The organism is Actinotalea caeni (genome assembly GCF_009733795.1).
Classification (GTDB): Bacteria; Actinomycetota; Actinomycetes; order Actinomycetales; family Beutenbergiaceae; genus Pseudactinotalea; species Pseudactinotalea caeni.
Genome location: NZ_WNXX01000004.1, coordinates 232,392 through 253,676 on the forward strand (window position 1 = coordinate 232,392; position 21,285 = coordinate 253,676).

The 21,285-nt window shown below is 72.9% G+C and carries 20 protein-coding genes and 2 pseudogenes; 8 read left to right on the forward strand and 14 right to left on the reverse strand.

Features of this window, described 5'->3' with window-relative positions:
• Positions 1-62: 62 nt before the first annotated feature.
• Positions 63-1,376 carry a Dyp-type peroxidase gene (locus tag GPA02_RS05655; protein ID WP_204986507.1) on the forward strand — a complete coding sequence of 438 codons (1,314 nt, stop codon included), beginning with the start codon at positions 63-65 and terminating at the stop codon, positions 1,374-1,376.
• An 18-nt stretch (positions 1,377-1,394) separates the two neighbouring features.
• Here the strand turns inward: GPA02_RS05655 and GPA02_RS05660 are convergent, their stop codons facing one another.
• Positions 1,395-2,051, reverse strand: coding sequence for a nucleotidyltransferase domain-containing protein (locus tag GPA02_RS05660; protein ID WP_156198917.1), 657 nt, complete (start codon positions 2,049-2,051; stop codon positions 1,395-1,397).
• Positions 2,052-2,151: 100 nt separating this feature from the next.
• On the opposite strand from GPA02_RS05660, the gene GPA02_RS05665 reads away from it, so the two are divergent.
• Positions 2,152-2,727: a GrpB family protein gene (locus GPA02_RS05665; RefSeq protein ID WP_156198918.1), complete on the forward strand. Its 576-nt coding sequence runs from the start codon at positions 2,152-2,154 to the stop codon at positions 2,725-2,727.
• A 284-nt stretch (positions 2,728-3,011) separates the two neighbouring features.
• Here the strand turns inward: GPA02_RS05665 and pdxY are convergent, their stop codons facing one another.
• The 3 genes from pdxY to GPA02_RS05680 form a co-directional block, all read right to left on the reverse strand.
• Positions 3,012-3,863: a pyridoxal kinase PdxY gene (pdxY, locus tag GPA02_RS05670; RefSeq protein WP_156198919.1), complete on the reverse strand. Its 852-nt coding sequence runs from the start codon at positions 3,861-3,863 to the stop codon at positions 3,012-3,014.
• 84 nt (positions 3,864-3,947) lie between these two features.
• The gene (locus GPA02_RS05675) at positions 3,948-4,097 is read right to left on the reverse strand and encodes a methionine/alanine import family NSS transporter small subunit (RefSeq protein ID WP_156198920.1); all 150 of its coding nucleotides are present in this window, start codon (positions 4,095-4,097) and stop codon (positions 3,948-3,950) included.
• Positions 4,094-5,629 (reverse strand): sodium-dependent transporter, encoded by a 1,536-nt coding sequence (locus GPA02_RS05680; RefSeq protein WP_156198921.1) that lies wholly within the window; start codon positions 5,627-5,629, stop codon positions 4,094-4,096. Before GPA02_RS05680 ends, GPA02_RS05675 begins: the two co-directional genes overlap by 4 nt.
• Before the next feature lie 218 nt (positions 5,630-5,847).
• Here GPA02_RS05680 and GPA02_RS05685 point away from each other — a divergent pair, with 218 nt between their 5' ends.
• The 3 genes and pseudogenes from GPA02_RS05685 (at position 5,848) to GPA02_RS05695 (ending at position 9,081) form a co-directional block, all read left to right on the forward strand.
• Positions 5,848-7,239, forward strand: coding sequence for an extracellular solute-binding protein (locus GPA02_RS05685; protein ID WP_240133905.1), 1,392 nt, complete (start codon positions 5,848-5,850; stop codon positions 7,237-7,239).
• Complete coding sequence (locus GPA02_RS05690) at positions 7,236-8,183, forward strand: carbohydrate ABC transporter permease (RefSeq protein WP_156198922.1); 948 nt, start codon at positions 7,236-7,238, stop codon at positions 8,181-8,183. The genes GPA02_RS05685 and GPA02_RS05690 overlap by 4 nt, the downstream gene beginning before the upstream one ends.
• Positions 8,180-9,081: pseudogene (locus tag GPA02_RS05695) on the forward strand (carbohydrate ABC transporter permease). The gene GPA02_RS05690 and the pseudogene GPA02_RS05695 overlap by 4 nt, the downstream one beginning before the upstream one ends.
• 203 nt (positions 9,082-9,284) lie before the next feature.
• Here the strand turns inward: GPA02_RS05695 and GPA02_RS05700 are convergent.
• Genes GPA02_RS05700 through GPA02_RS05720 form a run of 5 tightly spaced genes read right to left on the reverse strand, consistent with a single transcriptional unit; the run spans position 9,285 to position 15,006 of the window.
• A complete protein-coding gene (locus tag GPA02_RS05700; RefSeq protein ID WP_156198923.1) occupies positions 9,285-10,571 on the reverse strand; it encodes a CehA/McbA family metallohydrolase in 1,287 nt (428 codons plus the stop codon).
• Positions 10,568-11,707 carry an ABC transporter ATP-binding protein gene (locus GPA02_RS05705; protein ID WP_156198924.1) on the reverse strand — a complete coding sequence of 380 codons (1,140 nt, stop codon included), beginning with the start codon at positions 11,705-11,707 and terminating at the stop codon, positions 10,568-10,570. The genes GPA02_RS05700 and GPA02_RS05705 overlap by 4 nt, the downstream gene beginning before the upstream one ends.
• Entirely contained in the window at positions 11,707-12,606 is a 900-nt protein-coding gene (locus GPA02_RS05710; protein ID WP_156198925.1) for a carbohydrate ABC transporter permease, read from the reverse strand. Before GPA02_RS05710 ends, GPA02_RS05705 begins: the two co-directional genes overlap by 1 nt.
• Positions 12,603-13,604, reverse strand: a complete 1,002-nt coding sequence (locus GPA02_RS05715; protein ID WP_156198926.1) for a carbohydrate ABC transporter permease — start codon at positions 13,602-13,604, stop codon at positions 12,603-12,605. Before GPA02_RS05715 ends, GPA02_RS05710 begins: the two co-directional genes overlap by 4 nt.
• The gene (locus GPA02_RS05720; RefSeq protein ID WP_156198927.1) at positions 13,594-15,006 is read right to left on the reverse strand and encodes an extracellular solute-binding protein; all 1,413 of its coding nucleotides are present in this window, start codon (positions 15,004-15,006) and stop codon (positions 13,594-13,596) included. Before GPA02_RS05720 ends, GPA02_RS05715 begins: the two co-directional genes overlap by 11 nt.
• 180 nt (positions 15,007-15,186) lie before the next feature.
• Between GPA02_RS05720 and bla the strand changes: the two genes are divergently transcribed.
• Complete coding sequence (bla, locus tag GPA02_RS05725) at positions 15,187-16,143, forward strand: class A beta-lactamase (RefSeq protein ID WP_156198928.1); 957 nt, start codon at positions 15,187-15,189, stop codon at positions 16,141-16,143.
• 1 nt (position 16,144) lies between these two features.
• Here the strand turns inward: bla and GPA02_RS05730 are convergent, their stop codons facing one another.
• The 3 genes from GPA02_RS05730 to GPA02_RS05740 form a co-directional block, all read right to left on the reverse strand.
• Positions 16,145-16,366, reverse strand: coding sequence for an RNA-binding S4 domain-containing protein (locus tag GPA02_RS05730; protein WP_156198929.1), 222 nt, complete (start codon positions 16,364-16,366; stop codon positions 16,145-16,147).
• A gap of 37 nt (positions 16,367-16,403) precedes the next feature.
• Positions 16,404-17,537: an N-methyl-L-tryptophan oxidase gene (solA, locus tag GPA02_RS05735; RefSeq protein ID WP_156198930.1), complete on the reverse strand. Its 1,134-nt coding sequence runs from the start codon at positions 17,535-17,537 to the stop codon at positions 16,404-16,406.
• 154 nt (positions 17,538-17,691) lie between these two features.
• The gene (locus GPA02_RS05740; RefSeq protein WP_156198931.1) at positions 17,692-18,507 is read right to left on the reverse strand and encodes an MBL fold metallo-hydrolase; all 816 of its coding nucleotides are present in this window, start codon (positions 18,505-18,507) and stop codon (positions 17,692-17,694) included.
• Positions 18,508-18,633: 126 nt separating this feature from the next.
• Here GPA02_RS05740 and GPA02_RS05745 point away from each other — a divergent pair, with 126 nt between their 5' ends.
• The gene (locus tag GPA02_RS05745; protein WP_156198932.1) at positions 18,634-19,476 is read left to right on the forward strand and encodes an SMP-30/gluconolactonase/LRE family protein; all 843 of its coding nucleotides are present in this window, start codon (positions 18,634-18,636) and stop codon (positions 19,474-19,476) included.
• Here the strand turns inward: GPA02_RS05745 and GPA02_RS05750 are convergent.
• Positions 19,473-20,333 (reverse strand): alpha/beta hydrolase, encoded by an 861-nt coding sequence (locus tag GPA02_RS05750; RefSeq protein ID WP_156198933.1) that lies wholly within the window; start codon positions 20,331-20,333, stop codon positions 19,473-19,475. The two genes, GPA02_RS05745 and GPA02_RS05750, sit on opposite strands and share 4 nt — an antisense overlap.
• Before the next feature lie 68 nt (positions 20,334-20,401).
• Here GPA02_RS05750 and GPA02_RS05755 point away from each other — a divergent pair, with 68 nt between their 5' ends.
• Positions 20,402-21,157, forward strand: coding sequence for a DinB family protein (locus tag GPA02_RS05755; RefSeq protein WP_156198934.1), 756 nt, complete (start codon positions 20,402-20,404; stop codon positions 21,155-21,157).
• A gap of 10 nt (positions 21,158-21,167) precedes the next feature.
• Here GPA02_RS05755 and GPA02_RS05760 read toward each other — a convergent pair.
• Positions 21,168-21,285: pseudogene (locus GPA02_RS05760) on the reverse strand (IS481 family transposase); the annotation flags it as partial.

The window sequence follows — 21,285 nt, forward strand, 5'->3', positions numbered from 1 at the left end:
GCGACACCGACTGACGCCTGACGGCGGATGCCGGCGACCGGCGTCGTCCGTACCATCGCGGCGTGCCACCGACCACCAGCTCCTCGACCGTCACGCTCTCGCGGCGCGCGCTGCTCGGCGCGGGCGTCGCCACCGGGGGAGGGGCGGCGCTCGCGGGCGCCGCCGCCGCGGTCGCCGTCACCGGCCCGGACCGGTCCACCGCCAGGGCGGACGACGACGTCGTCCCCTGGCACGGGACGCACCAGGCGGGGATCGACACCCCGCTGCAGCGGTACGCGACGTTCGCGACGTTCGACCTCTCCATCCTGACGGCGAGCACGCTGCGCGACCTGCTCGTCGACCTCACCGCGACGATCCGCGCTCTCACCGGCGGTGGCCCGCCGCCGGAGATGCCCGACCGTCCCGAAGGGCTGTCCACCAGCACCGACGTCGCCACCGGTCTCTCGCCCGCCCGCCTCACCATGACCGTCGGCCTCGGCCCCGGGGTGCTCGAGCGGTACGACCTGGCCGACCGGGTGCCCCGCCGGCTGCGCCCGCTCCCGGCGTTCGACGGCGACCTGCTCGACCCGCGCTGCAGCGGCGGCGACCTGCTCGTGCAGATCTGCGCCGACGACCCCCAGGTCGTCAGCCACGCGTTCCGCATCCTCCGCGGCCGGGTGCCGGGCCTGGCGACGCTGCGCTGGACCCAGCACGGCTTCGTCGGCCTGCCGAGCGGCGGTGGCACGCCCCGAAACCTGTTCGGGCACCCCGACGGCACCACCAACCCGACCCCGGGCACCGACCGGTTCGACACCACCGTGTGGGCGCTGCCCGACGAGCCCGCCTGGTTCGCCGGCGGCACCTACCTGGTGTTCCGCAAGATCCGGATGAAGACCGCGACCTGGGACCTCACCCCGCTCGCCGAGCAGGACGCCGTCATCGGCCGGCGGCGCGCCGACGGTGCACCCCTCACCGGGAAGGCCGAGCACGACGCCCCCGACCTCGACGCCACCGACGGCTCCGGCGAGCCCGTCATCGCGGCCGACGCGCACGTGCGCCGCGCCGCCGGGTTCCCGATGCTGCGACGCGGCTACAGCTACGACTACGGCTTCACGCTCGCCACGGCCGGCGGGCAGCCCGACCCGACCGGCGGCGTCGACGACCACGACCACGGGCCGGACGAGGAGCCGCACACCCACGGCGGGCACGCCGGTCTCGACACCGGGCTGCTGTTCTGCGCCTACGGCAACGACCCCGACCACCAGTTCGTCGCGGCCCAGCGTCGGCTGGCCGAGCAGGACGCCCTCAACCGGTTCATCCAGCACACTGGGAGCGCGATCTTCGCGATCCTGCCCGGGTGCGGGCCGGATGGGTACCTCGGCGACACGCTCGTCTGACGCCGTCGGCCGAACGGGTCAGTCCAGGCGCGTCCACGGGTGGGAGGGCGCGACCCGAGCGATCGTGTCCCGCAGCCACGCCCGGCGCCGCGCGTCGAGGAGCGGCAGCGCGGTCGCGGCGTCCTGCACGTCCTGCGACCTCGTCTGCGCGGCCTTCATGAAGAGCACGATCTCGGGGTTGAGGTAGCGCAGGCCGTCGTCGGCGACCCAGGTGGCCTCGTCCAGCGGCATCGACTGCCCCGGCGCCTTCTTGTTCGTCCACAGCCCGTCGACGAACGGCGTGAGCGGGACGTCGAGCACCCACGGCGACTGCGCGTCGGCGCGTACCCAGATGTTGCTGCTCGGGCGGACGTCGCGGAACCGGTGGTCGAAGGGGCGCAGCCAGCCGCTGTCGACGTTCCACGTCGTCCACCCGCGCTCCGCGAGGAACACGCGCAGCGCCTCGGCGTCCGCGGCGTCGATCGAGATGTCCATGTCCTCGTGCCGCCGCCGCACACCGGTGAACCGCTCGAGCGCCCAGCCGCCCACGACCCACCACGGCCGGTCGAAGCCGTCGAGGAAACCCGCGATCGTCGTCGGGTCCAGCGGTGCCCAGCCGCCGTACCAGCGGCGGAACTCCTCAGGCGGCAGCGGAGGTGCGCCGGGCGGCGCCGGGCTCGGAGGTGTCGACGTCACGCACCGACCCTAGGACGTCCCGCGCGCCCGCCGCCGACGGCGTCCCGCACCTCGGAGGTCGCGTGCCGACGGTGTCGCGCATCGTGCCATCATCACGCCCATGCCGCCGACCCGGATCGAGATCCAGCCCTACGACCCGACGTGGCCGGAGCAGTTCGACGGGATCGCCGCGTCGTTGGGCAGCGCGCTCGACGGCGTCGCGACCCGCGTCGACCACATCGGTTCCACGGCCGTGCCCGGGCTCGCGGCGAAGGACGTCATCGACGTGCAGGTCACCGTGGCCGACCTCGACGACCCGCGCATCGCCTCGGCGTTCGCGGCCCTCGGTGCGACGCCGACCGACATCACCGCCGACCACGTGCGGCCCGGCGGCGACCCCGACCCGGCGCGCTGGCGCAAGCGCTACTTCCGGCCGCCGTCGTCGTGGCGGCCGACGCACCTGCACGTGCGCCAGGCAGGCCTGCCCAACCAGCGGTACGCGCTGCTGTTCCGCGACTACCTGCGCGCCACGCCGTCGGCTGCCGAGGCCTATGCCCAGATCAAGGTGGCCCTCGCCCGCCTGCACCCCGACGACGTCGAGGCCTACTACGACGTCAAGGACCCGGTGTGCGACCTCGTCATGGACGCCGCCGAGCTCTGGGCGACGGCGACCGGCTGGACCCCCGAGCGCGCCTGACCGCCCCCGTGGGCGCGAGAGCCCGCGCCCGCCACCCCGCCAACTCGTAGCTCCGTGCCGATCTCGTACGGTGCACGCTACGAGATCGGCACGGAGCTACGAGTTCGCGGCCAGGGGCAGGGAAGCGCCACCGACCCCGCCAGCTCCACCCACGCTCCGACCTCACCAACTCGTACGCTCGAACCCAGCTCGTAGCGTGCACCGTACGAGCTCGGCACGGAGGTACGAGCTCGCGGCCAGCGGCCGGGGCCACGGAGGCGGGACCTCGCACCCCGGCGGGGGCCTCAGCGGACCTGCTGGACCTCGAACTGCATGCGCGGGTGGGCGTAGTACTCCTGCGACTCGACGAGCTGGAGCTCGCGCTCGCCGGAGGAGTACGTCGTCGTCAGCAGGTCGAAGACGCTGGACGCCGTGGCGGCCAGCGCCTGGGCGGCCGAGCCGGTGGTCCGGTAGTGCGCGGTGAACAGCGCGCTGGTGACGTCGCCGGAGCCGTTGGCCTTGAAGGGCAGGTACGGCGTCTGCACTAGCCAGGCGCCTTCGTCGTCGACGGCGAGCATCTCGATCGTGCCCTCCGGTCGGTCCGGCCGCTCGACGCTGGTGACGAGCACGGTACGCGGGCCCATGTCGCGGGCGAGGTCGACCGAGGCGAGCGTGGACTCCAGGGTGTCCGGCTCCGTGCGGGTGAGGAAGCCCAGCTCGAACTGGTTGGGCGAGATGATGTCGGCGTGCGGGATCACCCGCTCGCGGATGAGCGGCGGGATCGCGTCCGGCACGAAGCAGCCGGACCGGGCGTTGCCCATCACCGGGTCGCACGTGTAGGTCGCCGCCGGGTTGGCGGCCTTGACCCGCTGCACCGCGTCGACGACGACGTCGACGATCCCCTCACCACCGAGGTACCCGGACAGCACGGCGTCGACCTTGCCGAGCGCGCCGCGCTCCTCGATGCCCGTCACGATGTCGCGGACGTCGTCCGGCGGCAGCAGCGGGCCCCGCCAGGAGCCGTACCCGGTGTGGTTGGAGAACACGACCGTGAACACCGGCCACACCTCGTGGCCCAGCCGCTGCAGCGGGAACACCGCCGCCGAGTTGCCGACGTGCCCGTAGGCGACCGAGGACTGGATCGAGAGGAACTTCACCCGCACATAGTGCCAGCAGCAGCGGCGCGACGACGCGTCGCACGGCTCGGGTCCACCGTCCGCCGCGAGCACGCCGAGCGAGCCTCAGAGGTCGCGGTAGCCGGGCGGCTCCTGCGCGTCCTCGATCTCGCCGTCCTTGCCCGTGTGGTGGCGCAGGTTGATGATCGCGGCCACCAGGCCGCCCCAGATGATCAGCATCGCGATGACCATCATGACGATCGCTGCCGTGCTCATGCCGCCTCCTCCGGGACACGCTCCGGGTCGTAGCCGTCGACCTCGGTGCCCGCCCGCCACCGGGTGCGGCCCGCGATCAGCCCGAACACCAGCGCCACGATCGCGACGCCCCAGCCGAACACGGCCAGCATCCACGTCGGGTAGCCCTCGTACGGCTCACGCAGGTCGAGCAGCAGCTGCTGCACCAGCACGTACGTGAGCGCCACCGGGATCACGATGCCCACGAGCACGTGCCACCAGCGCCCCAGGCGCAGCGAGCCGTGCTTGTTGAGGTGGGCCGACAGCGTCGGCAGCGCCCGCGCCCCCCACGCGACGGCGAGCGTGCTCACGACCGCCACGAGCAGGATCCCGTACTGGTTGACGAAGTGGTCGACGATGTCGAGCACGCTCAGCCCGCTCGAGGTCGAGAAGAACGCCAGGCTGACGACGGCGGCCGGCACCGTCACCAGCAGCGTCGCGCGGACCCGGGTGAGCTCGAACTTGTCGCGGACGGCGGAGATCACCACCTCGAGGATGCTCACCAGCGACGTGATGCCGGCCAGCACCAGCGAGCCGAAGAACAGCACACCGAGCAGAGAGCCGGCAGGCGCCTCGCTGATGATGGTCGGGAACACCACGAACGCCAACCCGATGCCGCTGGCGACCACCTCGGTGACCGCGACGTCGTTGGCCTGCGCGAGGAAGCCGAGGGCCGCGAACACGCCGATGCCGGCGAGCAGCTCGAAACCGGAGTTCGAGAGGCCGACGACGAGCCCGGAGCCTGTCATGTCGTTCTTGCGGCCGACGTAGGAGCTGTAGGTGATCATGATGCCGAAGCCGACCGACAGCGAGAAGAAGATCTGGCCGAGCGCCGACCCCCACACGGCCGGCTCGGTCAGCGCGGCCCAGTTCGGCGTGAACAGCGCGTCGAGGCCGGTGGCGGCACCGGGCAGCAGCAGCGCCTGCACGACCAGCGCGGTGAAGGCCAGCAGCAGCACCGGGATGAAGATCGCGGCGGTGCGCCCGACGCCGCGCTGCACCCCGAGCGCCATGATCGCGATCGTCACCAGCCACACGAGCGCCAGTGGCACCAGCACGCCCGGCACGATGTCGAAGGACACCCCGGGCGAGCGCTGCAGGAAGTCCTCCATGAGGAACGTCTCGGGGTCGTCCCCCCACGCCTTGCTCAGCGAGAACCCCGTGTAGCGGACCGACCACGCGATGACGGCGGCGTAGTAGACCGCGATCGCGACGCAGATCGCGACCTGCCACCAGCCGATGCCCTCCGCCCAGCGCCGCAGCCGCGCGAACGCCAGCGGAGCCGAGCCGCGGAAGCGGTGCCCGAGCGCGTAGTCCATCAGCAGGAACGGCAGGCCCGCCACGAGCAGCGCGACGATGTAGGGGATGACGAACGCGCCGCCACCGCCCTCGTAGGCGACGTACGGGAAGCGCCAGATGTTGCCGAGCCCGACGGCGGAGCCGATCGCGGCCATGATGAACACGGCCCGCGAGGAGAACGCTCCTCGTCGCTTCTCGGTTGCGGTGTCGCTCATCGCCCTCCGTCCGATCGGTGGCGACCACGCTAGCGCCCACCACCGGGACGCGGCCACCGATCGGCACGGGACCGCGTCTGCTCGGGTGCGTACCCGCGCACGGGGCTCGGGCACCGACGCGCACGGCTAGCGTCCGCAGCCACCGCGTGTCAACCCCGTGGATGAACCGTCACGTCCTGCCTACCGTCGCTGCCGTCGACCGAGACGAGGGGGTGCCGGTGCCACCGAAGGACGGATCACACAGAGCGCAGCCGCTGCTCGACCGCCGCACGATGCTGCGGTTCGTGGGCGGCGCCGCGATCGCGCTGCCGCTCGGCGCGTGCGCTGCCGGGGGCGGTGACGACAAGCGGCTGCGGATCGCCTACCAGCAGTTCGGCTCGGGCACGGTCATGGAGACCTACCTGACCTCGGTGATCCAGCAGTTCTCGCAGAGCCGGCCGGACGTCGTCGTCGAGCTGGTCCCGATCGTCGCCGCCGAGCACGACTACTTCACGAAGAACGAGCTGATGATGTCGTCGGAGCGCACCGCGCCCGACATCGTCTACGAGGACACCTTCATCCTGCAGGCCGATGTCGAGGCCGGGTACCTGCGCCCCATCACCGACCTGGTCGAGGGCTGGGAGACCTGGGAGCAGATCTTCGAGCCCGGCCGCGAGGCCGTCACGGCCGACGACGGCGAGATCTACGCCGTCCCGACCCACACCGACACCCGGGCGCTCTGGTACCACGCAGGCCTGTTCGAGGAGGCCGGGATCGAGCTGCCGTGGCAGCCGCGCACCTGGGAGGAGCTGCTCGAGACGCTGCGCGAGCTGAGGTCGGCGCTCGGCGAGGACGTCATCCCGTTCAACATCTTCTCGGGCAAGCCGCAGGGCGAGAAGGCGTCGATGCAGGGGTTCGAGATGTTGCTCTACGGCACCGAGGACGGGCTCTACGACGAGGAGTCCGGGCGCTGGCAGATCGGGTCGAAGGGCTTCAGGGACTCCCTCGAGCTCCTCCGGACCGTGTTCGAGGAGGGGCTCGCACCGCGGATCAGCGACGCGCTCGACCCCAACCTGTCGGAGACCGTCTACAGCACCTGGCTGCCGGAGGGTCGGCTCGCCGTCAACCTCGACGGCAGCTGGATCAGCCAGAACTGGATCGAGGGGGCGCCGGCCGAGTGGCCGGAGTGGCCCGACGTCATGCAGCTCGCGACCATGCCCACGCAGGAGGGCCAGGACCCCGGTTTCGTCACGCTCGCCGGCGGCTGGTCCTGGGCGCTGCCGCGGCTGTCCCGTCGCACCGACCTCGCCTGGGAGCTCGTCCAGCAGATGCTCGACGTCGAGAACATGGTCGCGATCGCGCTCGCGGACAACCAGATCGCCATCCGCGAGGACGTCGCGACCCACGAGGACTACGTCGACTACTCGCCCTCGGTCGGGTTCTTTACCGACCTCGTGCCGCACGCCACGTACCGCCCCGCCTACGCCCCCTACCCGCAGGTCTCCGCCGCCATCCAGGCCGCGATGGAGACGGTGATGACCGGGCAGGGCACCGTGGAGGAGGCGCAGGCCACCTACGACGAGGACGTCGTCGCCATCGTGGGCGAGGACGCCGTGGAGGACGCCGGATGACCGCCGCAGCCGCCGCCACCCCGACCCGACCCGACGCCGCCACCGGCACCGACGACGGGCCGCGTCGCGCGCCGACCGCGCGCACCGTGCGCCGCGGCGTGCCCCTGGTCCCCGCCGTCGTGCTGCTGCTGGCGTTCATGGCGGGCCCGATCGTCTACAGCCTCTACCTCGCCTTCACCAACCGTGCGCTGCGCGGCGAGGGCGCGAGCGAGACGGCGTTCGTCGGCGTCGACAACTTCGCGCAGGCGTTCGGCTCCGACGACTTCTGGAACGCCGTCGGGCTGACCCTGCTGTTCACGGTGCTCTCGGCGGTCATCGGGCAGAACGTCCTCGGCATGCTGCTGGCGCTCCTCATGCGTCGTGCCACCAAGGTCGTCAGCACGCTCACCGGGGCGGTCGTCATCGGCGCGTGGATCCTGCCCGAGGTGGTCGCCGCCTACCTCTGGTACACGTTCCTCGGCGACGAGGGATCGCTCAACCAGGTGCTCACCTCGATCGGGCTCCCCGCGCAGGACTGGCTGTTCTCGGTGCCGATCCTCGCCGTGTCGTTCGCCAACGTGTGGCGCGGCGCCGCGTTCTCGATGCTCATCTACACTGCGGCGCTCTCGCAGGTCTCGCCAGAGATCGAGGAGGCCGCGCTCATGGACGGCGCCGGCCGGGTGCGGAAGTTCGTCTCGGTGACGCTGCCGATCATCCGCCGCTCGGTCGCGACCAACCTCATGCTGATCACGCTGCAGACGCTGTCGGTGTTCGGCCTGATCTTCATCATGACGGCGGGTGGGCCGGGCACGTCGAGCCAGACGCTGCCGCTGTACATGTACGAGCAGGCCTTCAGCTACGGCCAGCTCGGCTACGGCACCGCCGTCGCGCTGCTGCTGCTCGTCATCGGCGGGCTCGCCTCGCTCGCTTACCTGAAGATGCTGCCCGAGGAGGAGAAGTCGTGACCGCGGCCGCCACCACCCAGCCGGTCACCACCCGGCACACCCCGGTCTCCGAGCTCCACCCGGACCGCGGGCCCGGTGCCGCGCAGCGGCTCGGGAAGGTGCTCTCGAACGTCGCGCTGCTGCTCGTCAGCGCGCTGTTCGCGATCCCGCTGCTGTGGGTGGTGCTCGCCTCCCTCGACCCGGAGGCGTCGCTCGCCGTCAAGGTGCCCTCGCCGCCGTCGCTGCAGAACTTCTCCGAGATCGCGACGGTGCAGACCACCTTCCGGCCGCTGCTCAACTCGCTCGTCCTGTGCGGCGGGGCACCGTCGTCACGATGGTGTGCTCGGCGCTCGCGGCCTATCCGCTGTCGCGCTACCGGTCTCGCTTCAAGCGGCCGTTCCTGCTGACGATCATCTTCGCGACCGGGCTCCCGATCACCGCCGTGATGATCCCGGTGTACGCGCTGTTCGTGCAGGTCAACCTCATCGACTCGATGCCCGGGGCGATCCTGTTCCTCGCCGCGTCGTCGCTGCCGCACGCGATGTTCCTCACCAAGACCTTCATGGACGGAGTGCCGATCGAGCTCGAGGAGAGCGCCTGGACCGAGGGCGCCACCATGCTGCGGACCCTGTGGTCGATCGTGCTGCCGCTGATGCGACCGGGCATCGCGGTCGTCACGATCTTCACGTTCGTGACGATGTGGGGGAACTTCTTCGTCCCGTTCATGCTGCTGCTGTCGCCGGAGAAGCTGCCCGCCGCGGTCAGCCTCTACACCTTCTCCAGCCAGTACGGGCAGATCGCCTACGGCCAGCTCGCGGCGTTCTCGATCGTCTACTCGCTGCCGGTGGTCGCGCTCTACCTGGCGCTCGGCCGCCGCCTCGGCTCGGGCTTCGCGATCACGGGCGGCATCAAGGGCTGACCGGTGTCAACCCACGTCCGCCCCCAACCAGGTTTCAACCCACTTCTGCCCCCCATGAGCTTTGAGCCCGCGTCCGCCCTGAGCGACGCGGAGCGCAGGGCAGAAGTGGGTTGAGAGTGCTTGAGGGGGCAGAAGTGGGTTGAAAGTGCTTCAGGGGGCAGAAGTGGGTTGAAAGTGCTTGAGGGGGCAGAAGTGGGTCGACGTCAGGCGGTGAGGGCGAGCACGCGCCGCTGCCCGTCGACCACGTGGAACGGGCCGCGCCCCCACGACGCCGGCACCGCGACCCGGTCGCCGTCGAGCACGCGCCGGCGCCCGTCGGCGTCGCACAGCACGGCACCGTCGGCGCCGATCGCGAGCAGCTCGCCGTCGTCGGCGCGCGAGCCGTCGGGCCGCAGCAGCACCGGGCTCGTGAGCGGGTCGACCACAGGTCCGTCCGGGCCCCGGTAGGCACCGACGGAGATCGCGGTGCGGCCGGCGCGGACGGCGTCGAGCACCGCATCGGGCGCCGTGCTCTCGGCGCACACCCACGTCGTCGGCATCCCGAGCGTGTAGCCGCCGTCGGGCCGGTGGAAGTCGCTGCCGCCGATCGGGGTCACCGCTGCGGCCGCGTTCGCGTCGCGCTCCCACATGCCGAGCACCGCCCACGGGATCGTGTCGGTGAGGTCGCGGTACCAGGAGATGTGCCACAGCTCCAGCGCCGCGGGCAGCCGCTCCAGCGGGAACTGCCACGCGCAGTCGCGCTCGACCGGGTGGTTGACCGACATCACGCCGCCGCGCGAGGCGACGTCGTCGACCCACGCCTGCCCGGGACGGCGGAAGTCGATCCACCCGATGTCGCCGAACGCGTTCGCGTGCCCGTACGCGGTCGTGACCTCCTGGCCGGGCAGCAGGCTCACCGCGTGCCGGGCGCCGACGCCGGGCAGGTGGGCGTGGTGGCTGGTGGTGTTGTGGTCGGTGACGGCGAGGAAGTCCAGCCCGCTGGCCACCGCCCGCGCGGCGAGCTGGTCGATGCTCTCGGCGCCGTCGGAGTGCAGCGTGTGCGCGTGGAAGTCGCCCGCGAACCACGTGAGCCCGCCCGGTGCCGGTAGGGCCCGCGTGGAGCCGCGCCTCGTCTCCCGCACGGGAGCGAGCGGCTCGGTCTCGACCGGCCCGGCCGCCGGCACGTCGATCTCGACGACCAGGTCCACGCCCTCGGCCGGCACCTGGTGCAGCCCGAGCACGACGTGCCAGGTGCCGGGTTCCGTGGCGCCGGGCAGGTAGCCGGGGGTCGCGGCGTCGGGGGTGATCGCGAACCGCGTCCGCGCGCCGCCGGACCAGCCGCGCCACCCCTGCGGCGCCTCGCAGCCGAGGTCGACGACGGCGGCCCCGGCGTCGTAGTCGATCCGCACCTCGAGCGACGTCTGCCCGGGCAGCACGTCGAACGGCACCCGCAGGTACCGCTGCTCCGCCTGGTCGGACAGCGTGAGCCGCCGGCGGAGGACCCGGGTCACGCCCCGGCCTCGACCGGGCGGCCCTCGCCCGCGACGGTTCCGCCGTCGTCCTCGGCGGACTCGGGCGCGATGCGCCGTCCGGACGCCGCGTCGAAGAGCAGCGTGCGGTGGGCCCGCGCCGTCACCCAGCCACGCGCCCCGGGCGCCGGCTCGTCGTCCTCGTCGAGCACCAGCTGCAGCCGGTGCTCGCCCGCGTGCGTGGTGACCAGCACCGAGGCGCCCAGGTTCTCCACGACCGTCACCTCGGCCTCGATGCCCTCGGCGCCCGGCTCGGTGCTCCAGCCCAGGTACTCGGGGCGGGCGCCCCACACGACCTCGGCGCCGTCGGCCACGATGCCCTCGGCGTCGCGCGGCACCGGCACGCTGGCCTCGCCCAGCCGCACCCGGCCGCCCTCGACCCGGGCCGGCAGCAGGTTCATCGGGGTGGACCCGATGAACCCCGCGACGAACGTCGTCGCCGGTGTCGCGAACACCTCGCGCGGCGTGCCCACCTGCTGCAGCTTTCCCTCGCGCATGACGGCGATGCGGTCGGCGAGCGCGAGCGCCTCGGCCTGGTCGTGGGTGACGAAGACGGTCGTGACGCCGAGCTCGCGCTGCAGCTCCTTGAGGAACGTGCGCGCCTCCAGCCGCAGCCGGGCGTCGAGGTTGGACAGCGGCTCGTCGAGCAGCAGCACCTCGGGCCGGGTGGCGACCGCGCGGGCGAGCGCGACGCGCTGCTGCTGGCCGCCCGAGAGCTGGCCCGGCCGGCGCTCCAGCAGCCCGGTGAGCGACAGCCCGTCACCCACCTCCTTGGCGACCGCGCGCCGCGCCCCGCGGGGCTCGCGCCGGATCTTCAGCGGGTAGGCGATGTTGTCGGCGACGTCCATGTGCGGGAACAGCGCGTAGTCCTGGAACACCATCGCCACGCCGCGCTGGCCGGGCTCGAGCCGGGTGACGTCGCGGTCGCCGATGATCAGCGTGCCCTCGGTGATCGTCTCCAGGCCGGCGATCGAGCGCAGCAGGGTGGTCTTGCCGCAGCCGGAGGGGCCGAGCAGCGCGAAGAACTCGCCGTCGGCGATCGTGACGTCGACGCCGTCGACACCCCGGACGCCGCCGGGGTACTCCTTCACGAGCGCCTGCGTGGTGATGGCGGCCATCAGCTCTTGATCCCTCCGTGGAACCGGAACCCGTACCGGCGGTTGACGAGGAAGTACATGACGATGATCGGGACGGAGAAGATCAGCGCGAACGCCGACAGCAGCCGCAGGTCCGCCTGCCCGGCCTCGGTGTAGAAGGTGTACATCAGCACCGCGGCGGGCTGCTGCTGGGTGCGGCGGATCAGCAGGTACGGCACGAGGAAGTTGCCCCACACCTGCACGAGCGTCCACACCGCGACGAACGCCAGCCCCGGCCGAGCGATCGGCACGACGACGTCGCGCAGGATCTGCCACGGCTTCGCCCCGTAGAGGCGGGCGGACTCCTCGTAGGACCGCGGGATCGAGTCCATGAAGTCCTTGAGGATGAAGATCACGGTGGGCAGGGTGCCGCCGGAGATGACGAGCACGACCGCCAGGTGGGTGTCGATGAGGCCCAGCAGCGTGATCAGCTGGAACGTCGGCACCATCGCCGCGGTGCCGGTGACGATCGAGGACAGCAGCAGCAGCGCGTAGAGCAGCCCGTCCCGGCCGGGGATCCGCACGCGTGACAGCGCGTAGGAGGCGAACGCGCCGAGCACGAGCACGACGGCGCAGGTCCCGAACCCGATGATCGCCGAGTTCACGAACGAGCCGACGGCGTACCGGTTCTCGCCGATCCGCGCGAAGTTGTCGAGGGTCCAGTCGGGCCAGCCGACGGCGAGCGTGGGGGCGGAGGTGAAGGGCGCCGTCGCCAGCCACGCCAGCGGCAGCCCGAAGAACACCAGCAGCAGCGCGAGCCCCAGCACGGTGAGCACGCGGGAGACGAAGTGCCGCGCGCGGGGGGCGCGCGCGACCCGCGCCGGCAGCGGCGCGGGCCTGTCGGCTCGGGTGGCGGCCTCGGGGGTGCCGGACGTCGTCATGCCGTCTCACCCCCGCCCGCCGTCTCGACGGCAGTCGCCTCGGCCGGCCGTGCCGCGCGGGCGCGGCCCACCCGCAGGTACCCGAGCGCGATGACGAGGTTGATGAGCAGCATGATGAGCGAGATCGCGGCGCCGACCCCGAGCTGACCGCCCGGGATCGCGGTGTTGTAGATGTAGACCGCGAGGATCTCCGAGGCGCCGTTCGGCCCGCCCGCCGTGACGAGGTAGGGCGTGAACGTGTTGAACGTCCACAGCGTGATGAGCAGCGTGTTCGTGAGGATGTGGCCGCGGATGTTCGGGATGACGACGTCGCGCAGCTGTGCCCAGCCGCCCGCGCCGGCCATCCGCGCGCTCTCCAGCTGCGAGGGCGGCACCGCGGCGAGCGCGGAGGAGAACAGCAGCATCGAGAACGCGGTCCCCACCCAGATGTTGAAGATGATGATCGAGGGCATCGGGTGCTCGATCAGCCACGCCGTCCCCTCGGTGCCGAGCAGCGCGTTGAGCGTGCCGCCGCGCCGGTCGAGCAGCGCGATCCACAGGAACGACGAGACCGACGCCGGGATCACCCACGCCGCGAGCACGAGCGTCTCGACGATCCCCTTGAGCCAGCCCGAGAGCCGCCGCAGCGCCCACGCGATCGCGAAGCCGAGCAGCGACTGCCCGACGATGCCCGAGAGCAGCACGAACACCAGCGTGAGCCGCAGCGAGCGCCAGAACGAGGGGTCGCCGAGGATCCGCTCGTAGTTGTCGAGACCGACGAAGGTGGGGTCGACCGCCTGCAGCCCGGTGAGGCGGTAGTCGGTCATGCCGAGGTAGATCGTCCACAGCGCCGGGAACACGAGGAACAGGCCGATGAGCGCGAGCGCCGGCGCCACGAACGCGCCGGCGCCGAGGAAGCCCAGCCCGGCGACGTCCTCGGCGGCGCCGCGCCGAGCGCGCCGCGGGCGGCGGCCCGGACCGCCGCCCGCGAGGACCTGCTCGGCGGGCTCAGCCGTCACCGGTGGCCACGTTCTCCTCGCCGACGATCCCGATCAGCGCCTGCTCGAACGCGGCCGCGGCGTCGGCCGGCGGAGTGCCGTCGACGACGGCGGCGGTCGCCTCCTGCAGTGCGACCGAGACCTGCGGGTACGCGGCCAGACCCGGCCGGTAGCTGTTGATCGGGAGCACGTTCTCGCTGACGAAGGTCAGCATCGGGTCGCTCGCGAGCACCTCGGCGTTGACGTCGTCACGGGGCGTGATCGACACGGTGCCCGCCACCCGCTCGGTGTAGGCCTCGGCCGAGTTCATGAACGCCAGCAGCTCCCACGCGAGCTCGGGGTTGTCCGAGCCGGGGTTGAGCACGCGACCGGTGCCGCCGCCCATCGACACGAAGTCGCGGCCCTGGACACCGCTGCCGGGGGTCTGCGCCGGGATGAGCGCGTAGCCGACGACCTCGTCACGGTTCGCCATCGGCGCGGTGCCGACGTTCTCGTCGGGGTTGATGACCGACCGCCAGAAGTAGTCGCCCTCCAGCAGGATGCCGATCTCGCCGGCGGCGAACTGGGCGAAGGAGTTGTCGCGCCCGGCGGCCTCCTGCTGCAGCACCGGGTCGCCGAGGCCCTCGCCGTAGATCGTGGCGTAGAGCTCGAGCACGTCCCGCAGGCCCTGGGTGTCGCCGTTCCAGGCGCCGTCGGACCAGACCTCGGTGCCGGTGCCCACGAGCAGCGGCAGCACACCCTGCATCGTCGTCGCCTCGCCCATCGCGGTGCCGGCGTTGATCTGGAGCGGGATGACGCCGTCGAGCGAGGACAGCGTGCGCGCGGTCTCGAGGATCTCGTCCCAGCTGGTCGGCTGCCAGTCCTCGGGCAGCCCCGCCTGGGCGAACAGCTCCTTGTTGTAGTAGAGCACCCGGCCGTCGGCGCCCTGCGGGACGCCGTAGCGCTCGCCCTCGAACGACATCGCGGACTGCACCGCCTCCGGCATCTGCTCCCAGCCGTCCCAGGCGTCGACGGCGTCGCCGGCGACCTCCGACAGCGGGGCGATGTACCCGGCCTCCGCGAACTCCCCGACCCAGATGCCGTCGATGCCGATGATGTCGGCGCCCTCGCCGGCCTGCAGGTCGAGGACGATCTTGGTCTTGTAGTCCTCGTCGTCGACGCCCTCCTCGAGGAACTCGACGGTGACGTCGCGGCCGGCCTCGGCCTGGGCGGCCTCGAACCGCGGGATCACCCAGTCGCGGATCCAGTCCGCCTCGGCGGCGTTCTTGCCGCCGGAGATCGCGTTGGCGGTGATCGTCAGGGTGACGGCGTCGCCGTCGCCCCCGCCCCCGCCGTCGTCTCCTCCGGAGCCGCACGCGGCGACCAGGCCGAGCGCGGTGAGCGAGGCGATCCCGGCTGCGAGCCGGCGCGAACGTGCGTGCATGGCAATCCCCCAACGGGTCCGTGACGACGCTGGGGACGCGGTCGGGCAGCGTCCCTGCGGGCCGTCCTTTGTCACGACATCCTTACCGTACGGTGGCGAGGCGTCCACAAGGGAGCGGTTTGACGAACTTCCTGCGACCGGTGGCCGCCCCGTCCCCGCCGACGACGAGAGGTCGTGACGATGACGAGACCCGCCGTGCGCGCTCGCGCGGTCGCTGCGCTCGTGCTGGGCCTGATGCTAGCGGGCTGCGCAGCACCGGCGGCGGACCCGCCGAGCCCGACGACCACCGGGGCCACGAGCGCACCGGCGAGCGCCGCGCCGTCGGCCGGGACGACGTCCGACGCGCCGCCGGCGATCGACGTCTCGGCCGAGCTCGGCGCTCTCGAGGAGGAGCTCGACGCCCGGGTGGGCGTGAGCGCGCTGGACACCGGGACCGGGGCCGTCGTCGAGCACCGCGCGCAGGAGCGCTTCGGGTTCGCCTCCACGATCAAGGTCTTCGCCGTCGCCGAGCTGCTGCGCCGGGTGCCGCCCGCCGAGCGGGAGGAGCACGTGACCTGGACCGATGCCGACGTGGCGGCTGCCGGCTACGCGCCGGTGACGAGCGCGCACCCCGGCGGGCTCACGCTGGCGCAGCTGGCGGAGGCCGCGGTGCGCGAGAGCGACAACCTCGCGACCAACCTGGTCCTCGAGCGGATCGGTGGGCCCGCCGGGCTGACGGAGGCGCTCGCCGCCCTGGGCGACCGCAGCACCCGGCTGGTCGACGTCGAGCCGGCGCTCAACGACGTCGTGCCGGGCGAGGAGGCCAACACCACCACGCCCGCGGCGTTCACGGCCGACCTCCTCGCGGTGCTCGAGCCCGGGTACCTCACCGAGGCCGACCGCGACCTCCTGCTCACGTGGATGAGCGGCAACGCGACCGGTGACGCGCTCGTGCGCGCCGGCGCCCCGGAGGGCTGGGAGGTCCAGGACAAGTCCGGCGGAGCCGGCCCGATGCGCAACGACGTCGCCGTCGTCACGCCGCCCGACGGTGCGCCGATCGTGCTGACGATCCTCACCACGAGGAACGACCCGGACGCCCCGTGGGCGGACGAGCTGGTGGCGCGGACGGCGGCGGTGGTGCTGGAGGCGCTCGGCTGAGTCAGCCGCCCGTGGTCACCGTGATCGTGTGCTCGCCGAGGCGCACGACCTGGCCGGGCCGCACCTGCGCGCCGCGGCGGGTCTCGACCTCGCCGTCGACGGTCACGCCGCCGTCGGCGATCACCGCGCGGGCGACGCCGCCGTCGTCGACGACGCCGGCCAGCTTGAGCAGCTGGCCGAGCCGGATCGACTCGTCGCGGATCGGGACCTCGGTGTCGGGCACGGCTCCACTGTAGGCCGGACGCGGCCCCGGCAGGCCGTCAGCCGAAGCGACGCGGGTCGAGGAAGCCGTCGTCGACGAACCGCGGGTCGCCGAGCACGTGCTGCGCGACCAGCTCGCCGAGCGCGCTCGCGTGCTTGAACGAGTGGCCCGAGCAGCCGCCGCCGACGACCACGCGCGGGTGGTGCGTCGGCCCGACCGTGAACTGCTGGTCGGGCGTGTGCGTCATGAGGCAGGTCGTCACCGCGGTCACGGTCGGGGCGAGCGCGGGGAAGGTGGCGGCGACCAGGTCCTCGACGAGGGCGGTCTCGCCGGGGTGGATCGTGCGGTCGACGGCGTCGGGGTCGACCCGTTCGACCGGACCGTCGAACTCGGGTCCGACCTTGACGTCGAAGACGCCCGGCATCGCGCCGTGGCCCCACACCCAGGTGTCGCGCCCGGGTACCCGCCGCACGAACACCGGGAGCACGTCGAGGTCGGCTCGCTCACCGGGGCGGGCACGGAACCACGTGAGCAGCTGCCGGTGCGGCACGAGCGGCAGCGGCACGAACCGGTCGATCCACGGCCCGGCCGTGACGACGACCTGCGCGACGCGCGTGACGCCGTCGGCGGTGCGGACCGTGACGCCGTCGTCGTCGGGCTCGATCGCGACCACGCGGGTGCCGGTGACGACCCGCGCGCCGGCGACCCGTGCGGCGTCGACCGCCGCCCGGATCGCGGCCTCGGGCCGCAGCACCCCGGCCTCGGGGTCCCAGACGCCGACCTGGCCGTCGTCGACCCGTGCGTGGGCGGGGAAACGGCGCGCGATCTCGGCGCGGTCGATCTCCTCGACGGGTACGCCGTGGGTGCGCGCGGCGAGCAGCGTGCCGGCGACGATCCGGGAGCCCGGCTCGCCGATCATCAGCCCGCCGGTGGCATGCAGCAGGTCCTGCCCGCTCGCCTCCTCCAGCTCGCGCCACAGCGTGCGCGCGCGACGCGCGATCGGCACGAGCGTCGGGTGCTCGAGACAGGCGACGCGGAACAGCCGCGTGACGCCGTGCGACCCGCCCCGGTCGTGCCCGGGCTCGTGCTGCTCGAACGCGACGACGTCGGCGCCCCGCGCGGCGAGCTGCCACGCCGCGCTCGACCCGATCGCACCGAGACCCACCACCGCGACCTGCGCGTCCAGACCCATGCGCCCATCGTGGCAGCGCCGCGCGCCGTCCAGGCTCCGAGGCCACCTCGGCCGAGGTCGTGCGCTCGTGTCGAGGTCGTGCCGGGCCCGGCACGACCTCGACAGGGAGGCACGATCTCGCCAGGCGCCGATCGGCCACCGGCCGGAACGCGCCTCAGGTGAGGTGGTCGAAGTCGCCGCGCACCCAGGCGGCGTGGCGGGCGGCGGAGCGCCGCACGACGTCGCGGGCGTCGGCGGGGACGATGCCCTCGAAGTTGTTGTAGAGCCGGTCGAAGTCGAACCGCGAGACGTGCTCGGCGATGCGCTCGACCACCGCGCCGGACAGCGGGATCCGGTTGGGGTAGCTGCGCATGAAGCTCACCGAGGTCCGGTCCGGGTTCGCGAAGATCGTGTCGCCCGACAGCAGCACGCCGCGACCGTCGGCGCCGGCTGCCCAGTGCACGACGGCGCTGCCGGGGAAGTGCCCGCCGGGCTGCGTCAGCGTGACGCCGGGCAGGACCTCGCGCTCGCCGGACCACGGCTCGATCACCGGGTCCGGGCGCGCCACCCACTCGAGGTCCGCCTCCGACACCAGCACCGGCACGCCGCCCAGCGCGCGGCTCCACTCGACCTGCACGCCGAACATGTGCGGGTGCGAGGCCGCGATGAACGCGACCTCACCGAGCGCGCGCACGCGGGCGACGGCGTCGTCGTCGACGAACCCGACCGGGTCCCACAGCAGGTTCCCGGCCGGCGTCCGGAGCAGCTTGCTCTGCTGACCGATGCCGACCGACTCCTGGGTGGTCAGCCCGTACAGGTCCGGCTCGAGCTCGGTGATCTCGACACGGGTGCCGTTCGCCGCCAGCCCGGCGAGCGTCGTCCAGCGCTGGCCGTCGGCGGGCACCCACTGCCGCTCGTCGTCGCAGATCGCGCACACCGGCACCTGCTCGGCGTGCTCGACGGCGCAGGTCGCGCAGATCCAGAAGGTCACGCGCGGCAGTCTGCACGAGACCCGCGCCGCGTACCCGTGCTCTCGGTCGTGGACCCCCGGGTCGCCGGTGCGGCCGGCGTCGTCGTCGGGCACAGTGGTGCCACCGACACGAGGAGCAGCGCGACGATGCGAGCCGAGCAGTTCAGCGACGTGGTGACCGGTCACGGCGAGGGGCCGGTGTGGTGGCCCGGCGCCGGGCTGCGGGTGTGCGACGGGTTCGCCGGGCGGATCCGCTCGCTCGACGACGACGGTCGGGTGACGGGCGACGTGCGCGTCGGCAGCTTCGTCGGTGCGTTCCGCCCGCGCACCGGGGGCGGGCTGGTGGCCGCCGCCGAGCGGTCGTTCGTGCTCGTCGACGCCGACGGCTCGGTCGAGGACCTCGGCGAGGTGTGGAGCTCCGACCGGCTGCGGATGAACGACGGCGGCTGCGACCCGCAGGGCCGCTTCTGCTGCGGCTCGATGACCTACGCGGGCGACTCGCCCGAGGGGGTCCTGTACCGGCTCTCGCCCGGCGGCAGGGTCGACGCGGTCATGGGCGGCCTGCGGACGCCGAACGGCATGGTCTACGCGGCCGACGGCCGCACCGCCTACGTCATCGACACCCCGACACACCAGGTGCGCGGCTACGACGTCGACGACGACGGCGAGTGGCGCGACCACCGCGTCGTCGCCGACCTCGGCGACGCCTGGCCGGACGGCATGACCATCGACGTCGAGGGCAACCTCTGGGTGGCGCTGTGGGGCGACGGCGCCGTCGTCTGCGTCGACCCCGGCAGCGGGCGCGAGCTCGAGCGGGTCGAGGTCGAGGGCGCGACGCAGACCAGCGCCTGCACCTTCGGCGGCCCCGACCTCGACCGGCTCTACGTCACGACGTCCGACCAGGGCGGCTCGGGAGGCCCGCACGCCGGCGCGGTGTTCGTCGCGACGCCGGGCGTGCGGGGTGTGCTCCCGACGCCGTTCGCGGGCTAGCGGCGCGCGGTGCGGTCGGCGATCTCGGCGAGCAGGCGCGCGGCCGGCTGCGGGCGCACCAGCCACAGCAGGTGGCTGGAGTGCAGCGTGTGCACCTCGTAGGGGTTGTCGGGCGTGAGCGCGTCGGCCTCGCGGATCAGCCGGTCCTGCAGGGCGAGCGGCATGCTGGCGTCGGCGTCGAGGCGCACGTAGGTGCGTGGGACGGTGCCCCAGGTCTCGGCGCGGGCGCGGTGCTCCTCGCCGCCGGCGTCGAGGTTCTCGTCGGGCTGGAAGGTGGCCAGGACGGCGAGCAGCTCCTCGTCGGTGCCGTCGGCGAGGAACACGGCCTTGAAGCCCGCGAGGACCTGCGGGTCGGCGGTGCGGAAGTTGCTGCGCAGCAGCCCGAGCGCGGCGGGGTCGCCGACCATCGCGGCGCCGATGGCGGCCATGTCCACCGACGCCATCTCGGGCTCGGCGTAGTAGCCGCCGACCGGCAGCTCGACCGGCGCCCAGGCCGAGACGTACACCAGCCGGTCGACGAGGTCGGGGCGGGTGTTCGCGACCTCGGTGATCGTCAGGCCGCCGCGGCTGTGCCCGACGAGCACGACCGGACCGTGCTCGCGGACGCGCTCGAGCACCTCGATCACGCGCGCGACGTTGTCGGCGAGGGTCACGCCGGCGATCGAGCCCGGTGCGGTCGCGAGCCGCTCGAGGTCTTGCGGCGCCTGGTAGGCGGTCGGGAACGTCGCCTCGAACCCGTGCCCGGGCAGGTCGACGGCGAGCGAGCGGTGCCCGAGCGCGGCGAGCTCCGCCTGCAGCGGCGCGAAGGAGAACGAGCTGGCGAAGGCCCCGTGGACCAGAACGATCGTCGGACTCACGTGACCCGACCGTACTGGACCGTGTCGCCCCCCAGGTCTAGCGTCGTCACGGACGGGAGGAGTCGACGATGACCACGTTCACCAGCGCCGACGACCTGGCGGGCGCGAAGTTCCTCGGGGTCGACCTGCGGGGTGCCCGGTTCCGCGCCGTGACGCTCACGGGCGTCGTGATGCGCGCGATGGAGGTCGACGACGTCGAGATCGACGCCCCGTGGCTCATCGAGAGCGGCGCGTCCTTCGTGGTCAACGGGGTCGACGTGACCCCGCTGGTCGACGCCGAGCTCGACCGGCGGTTCCCCGGGCGCGAGCTGCGGGGCGCGAGCGACCCGGCCGGCCTGCGCGAGGCGTGGCGCGCGGTCGAGCGGACCTGGGAGGCGACCTGCGCGCGGGTGGCCGCGATGCCTGCCGGGACCGTCGACGTCTCGGTCGCGGGCGAGTGGTCGTTCGCGGAGACGCTGCGGCACCTGGTGATGGCCACGGACACGTGGCTGAGGAAGGCGATCCTGCAGGAGCCGCAGCCGTACCACCCGATCGGGCGGCCGGACAGCTCGTTCGGCGGCGGCGACGAGGACCCGTCGGTCTTCAGCACCACCGACCCGACCTACGAGGAGGTGCTCGCGGTGCGGGCGGAGCGGGTCGCGATGGTGCGGGACCTCCTCGCCACCGTCACGCCGGAGCTGCTCGCCGAGGAGCGGCGCAACCCGCACGACGACCGCTACCCGGAGACCGTGCTCTCCTGCCTGCGCACGATCCTCGAGGAGGAGTGGGAGCACCACCGGTACGCGGTGCGCGACCTCGACGCGATCGAGGCGGGCGCGGCCTAGTTGTACTCGGTCAGCACGTTGGTGACAGTCGGCTGATCGGTGGCTTGCCTCCGCAGGCGGTGTGGGCTCGAGCGTAGTTGTAGTGCTTGAGCCATGGGGCCAGCGCGTCGGCTCGGGCGGTGTTCGAG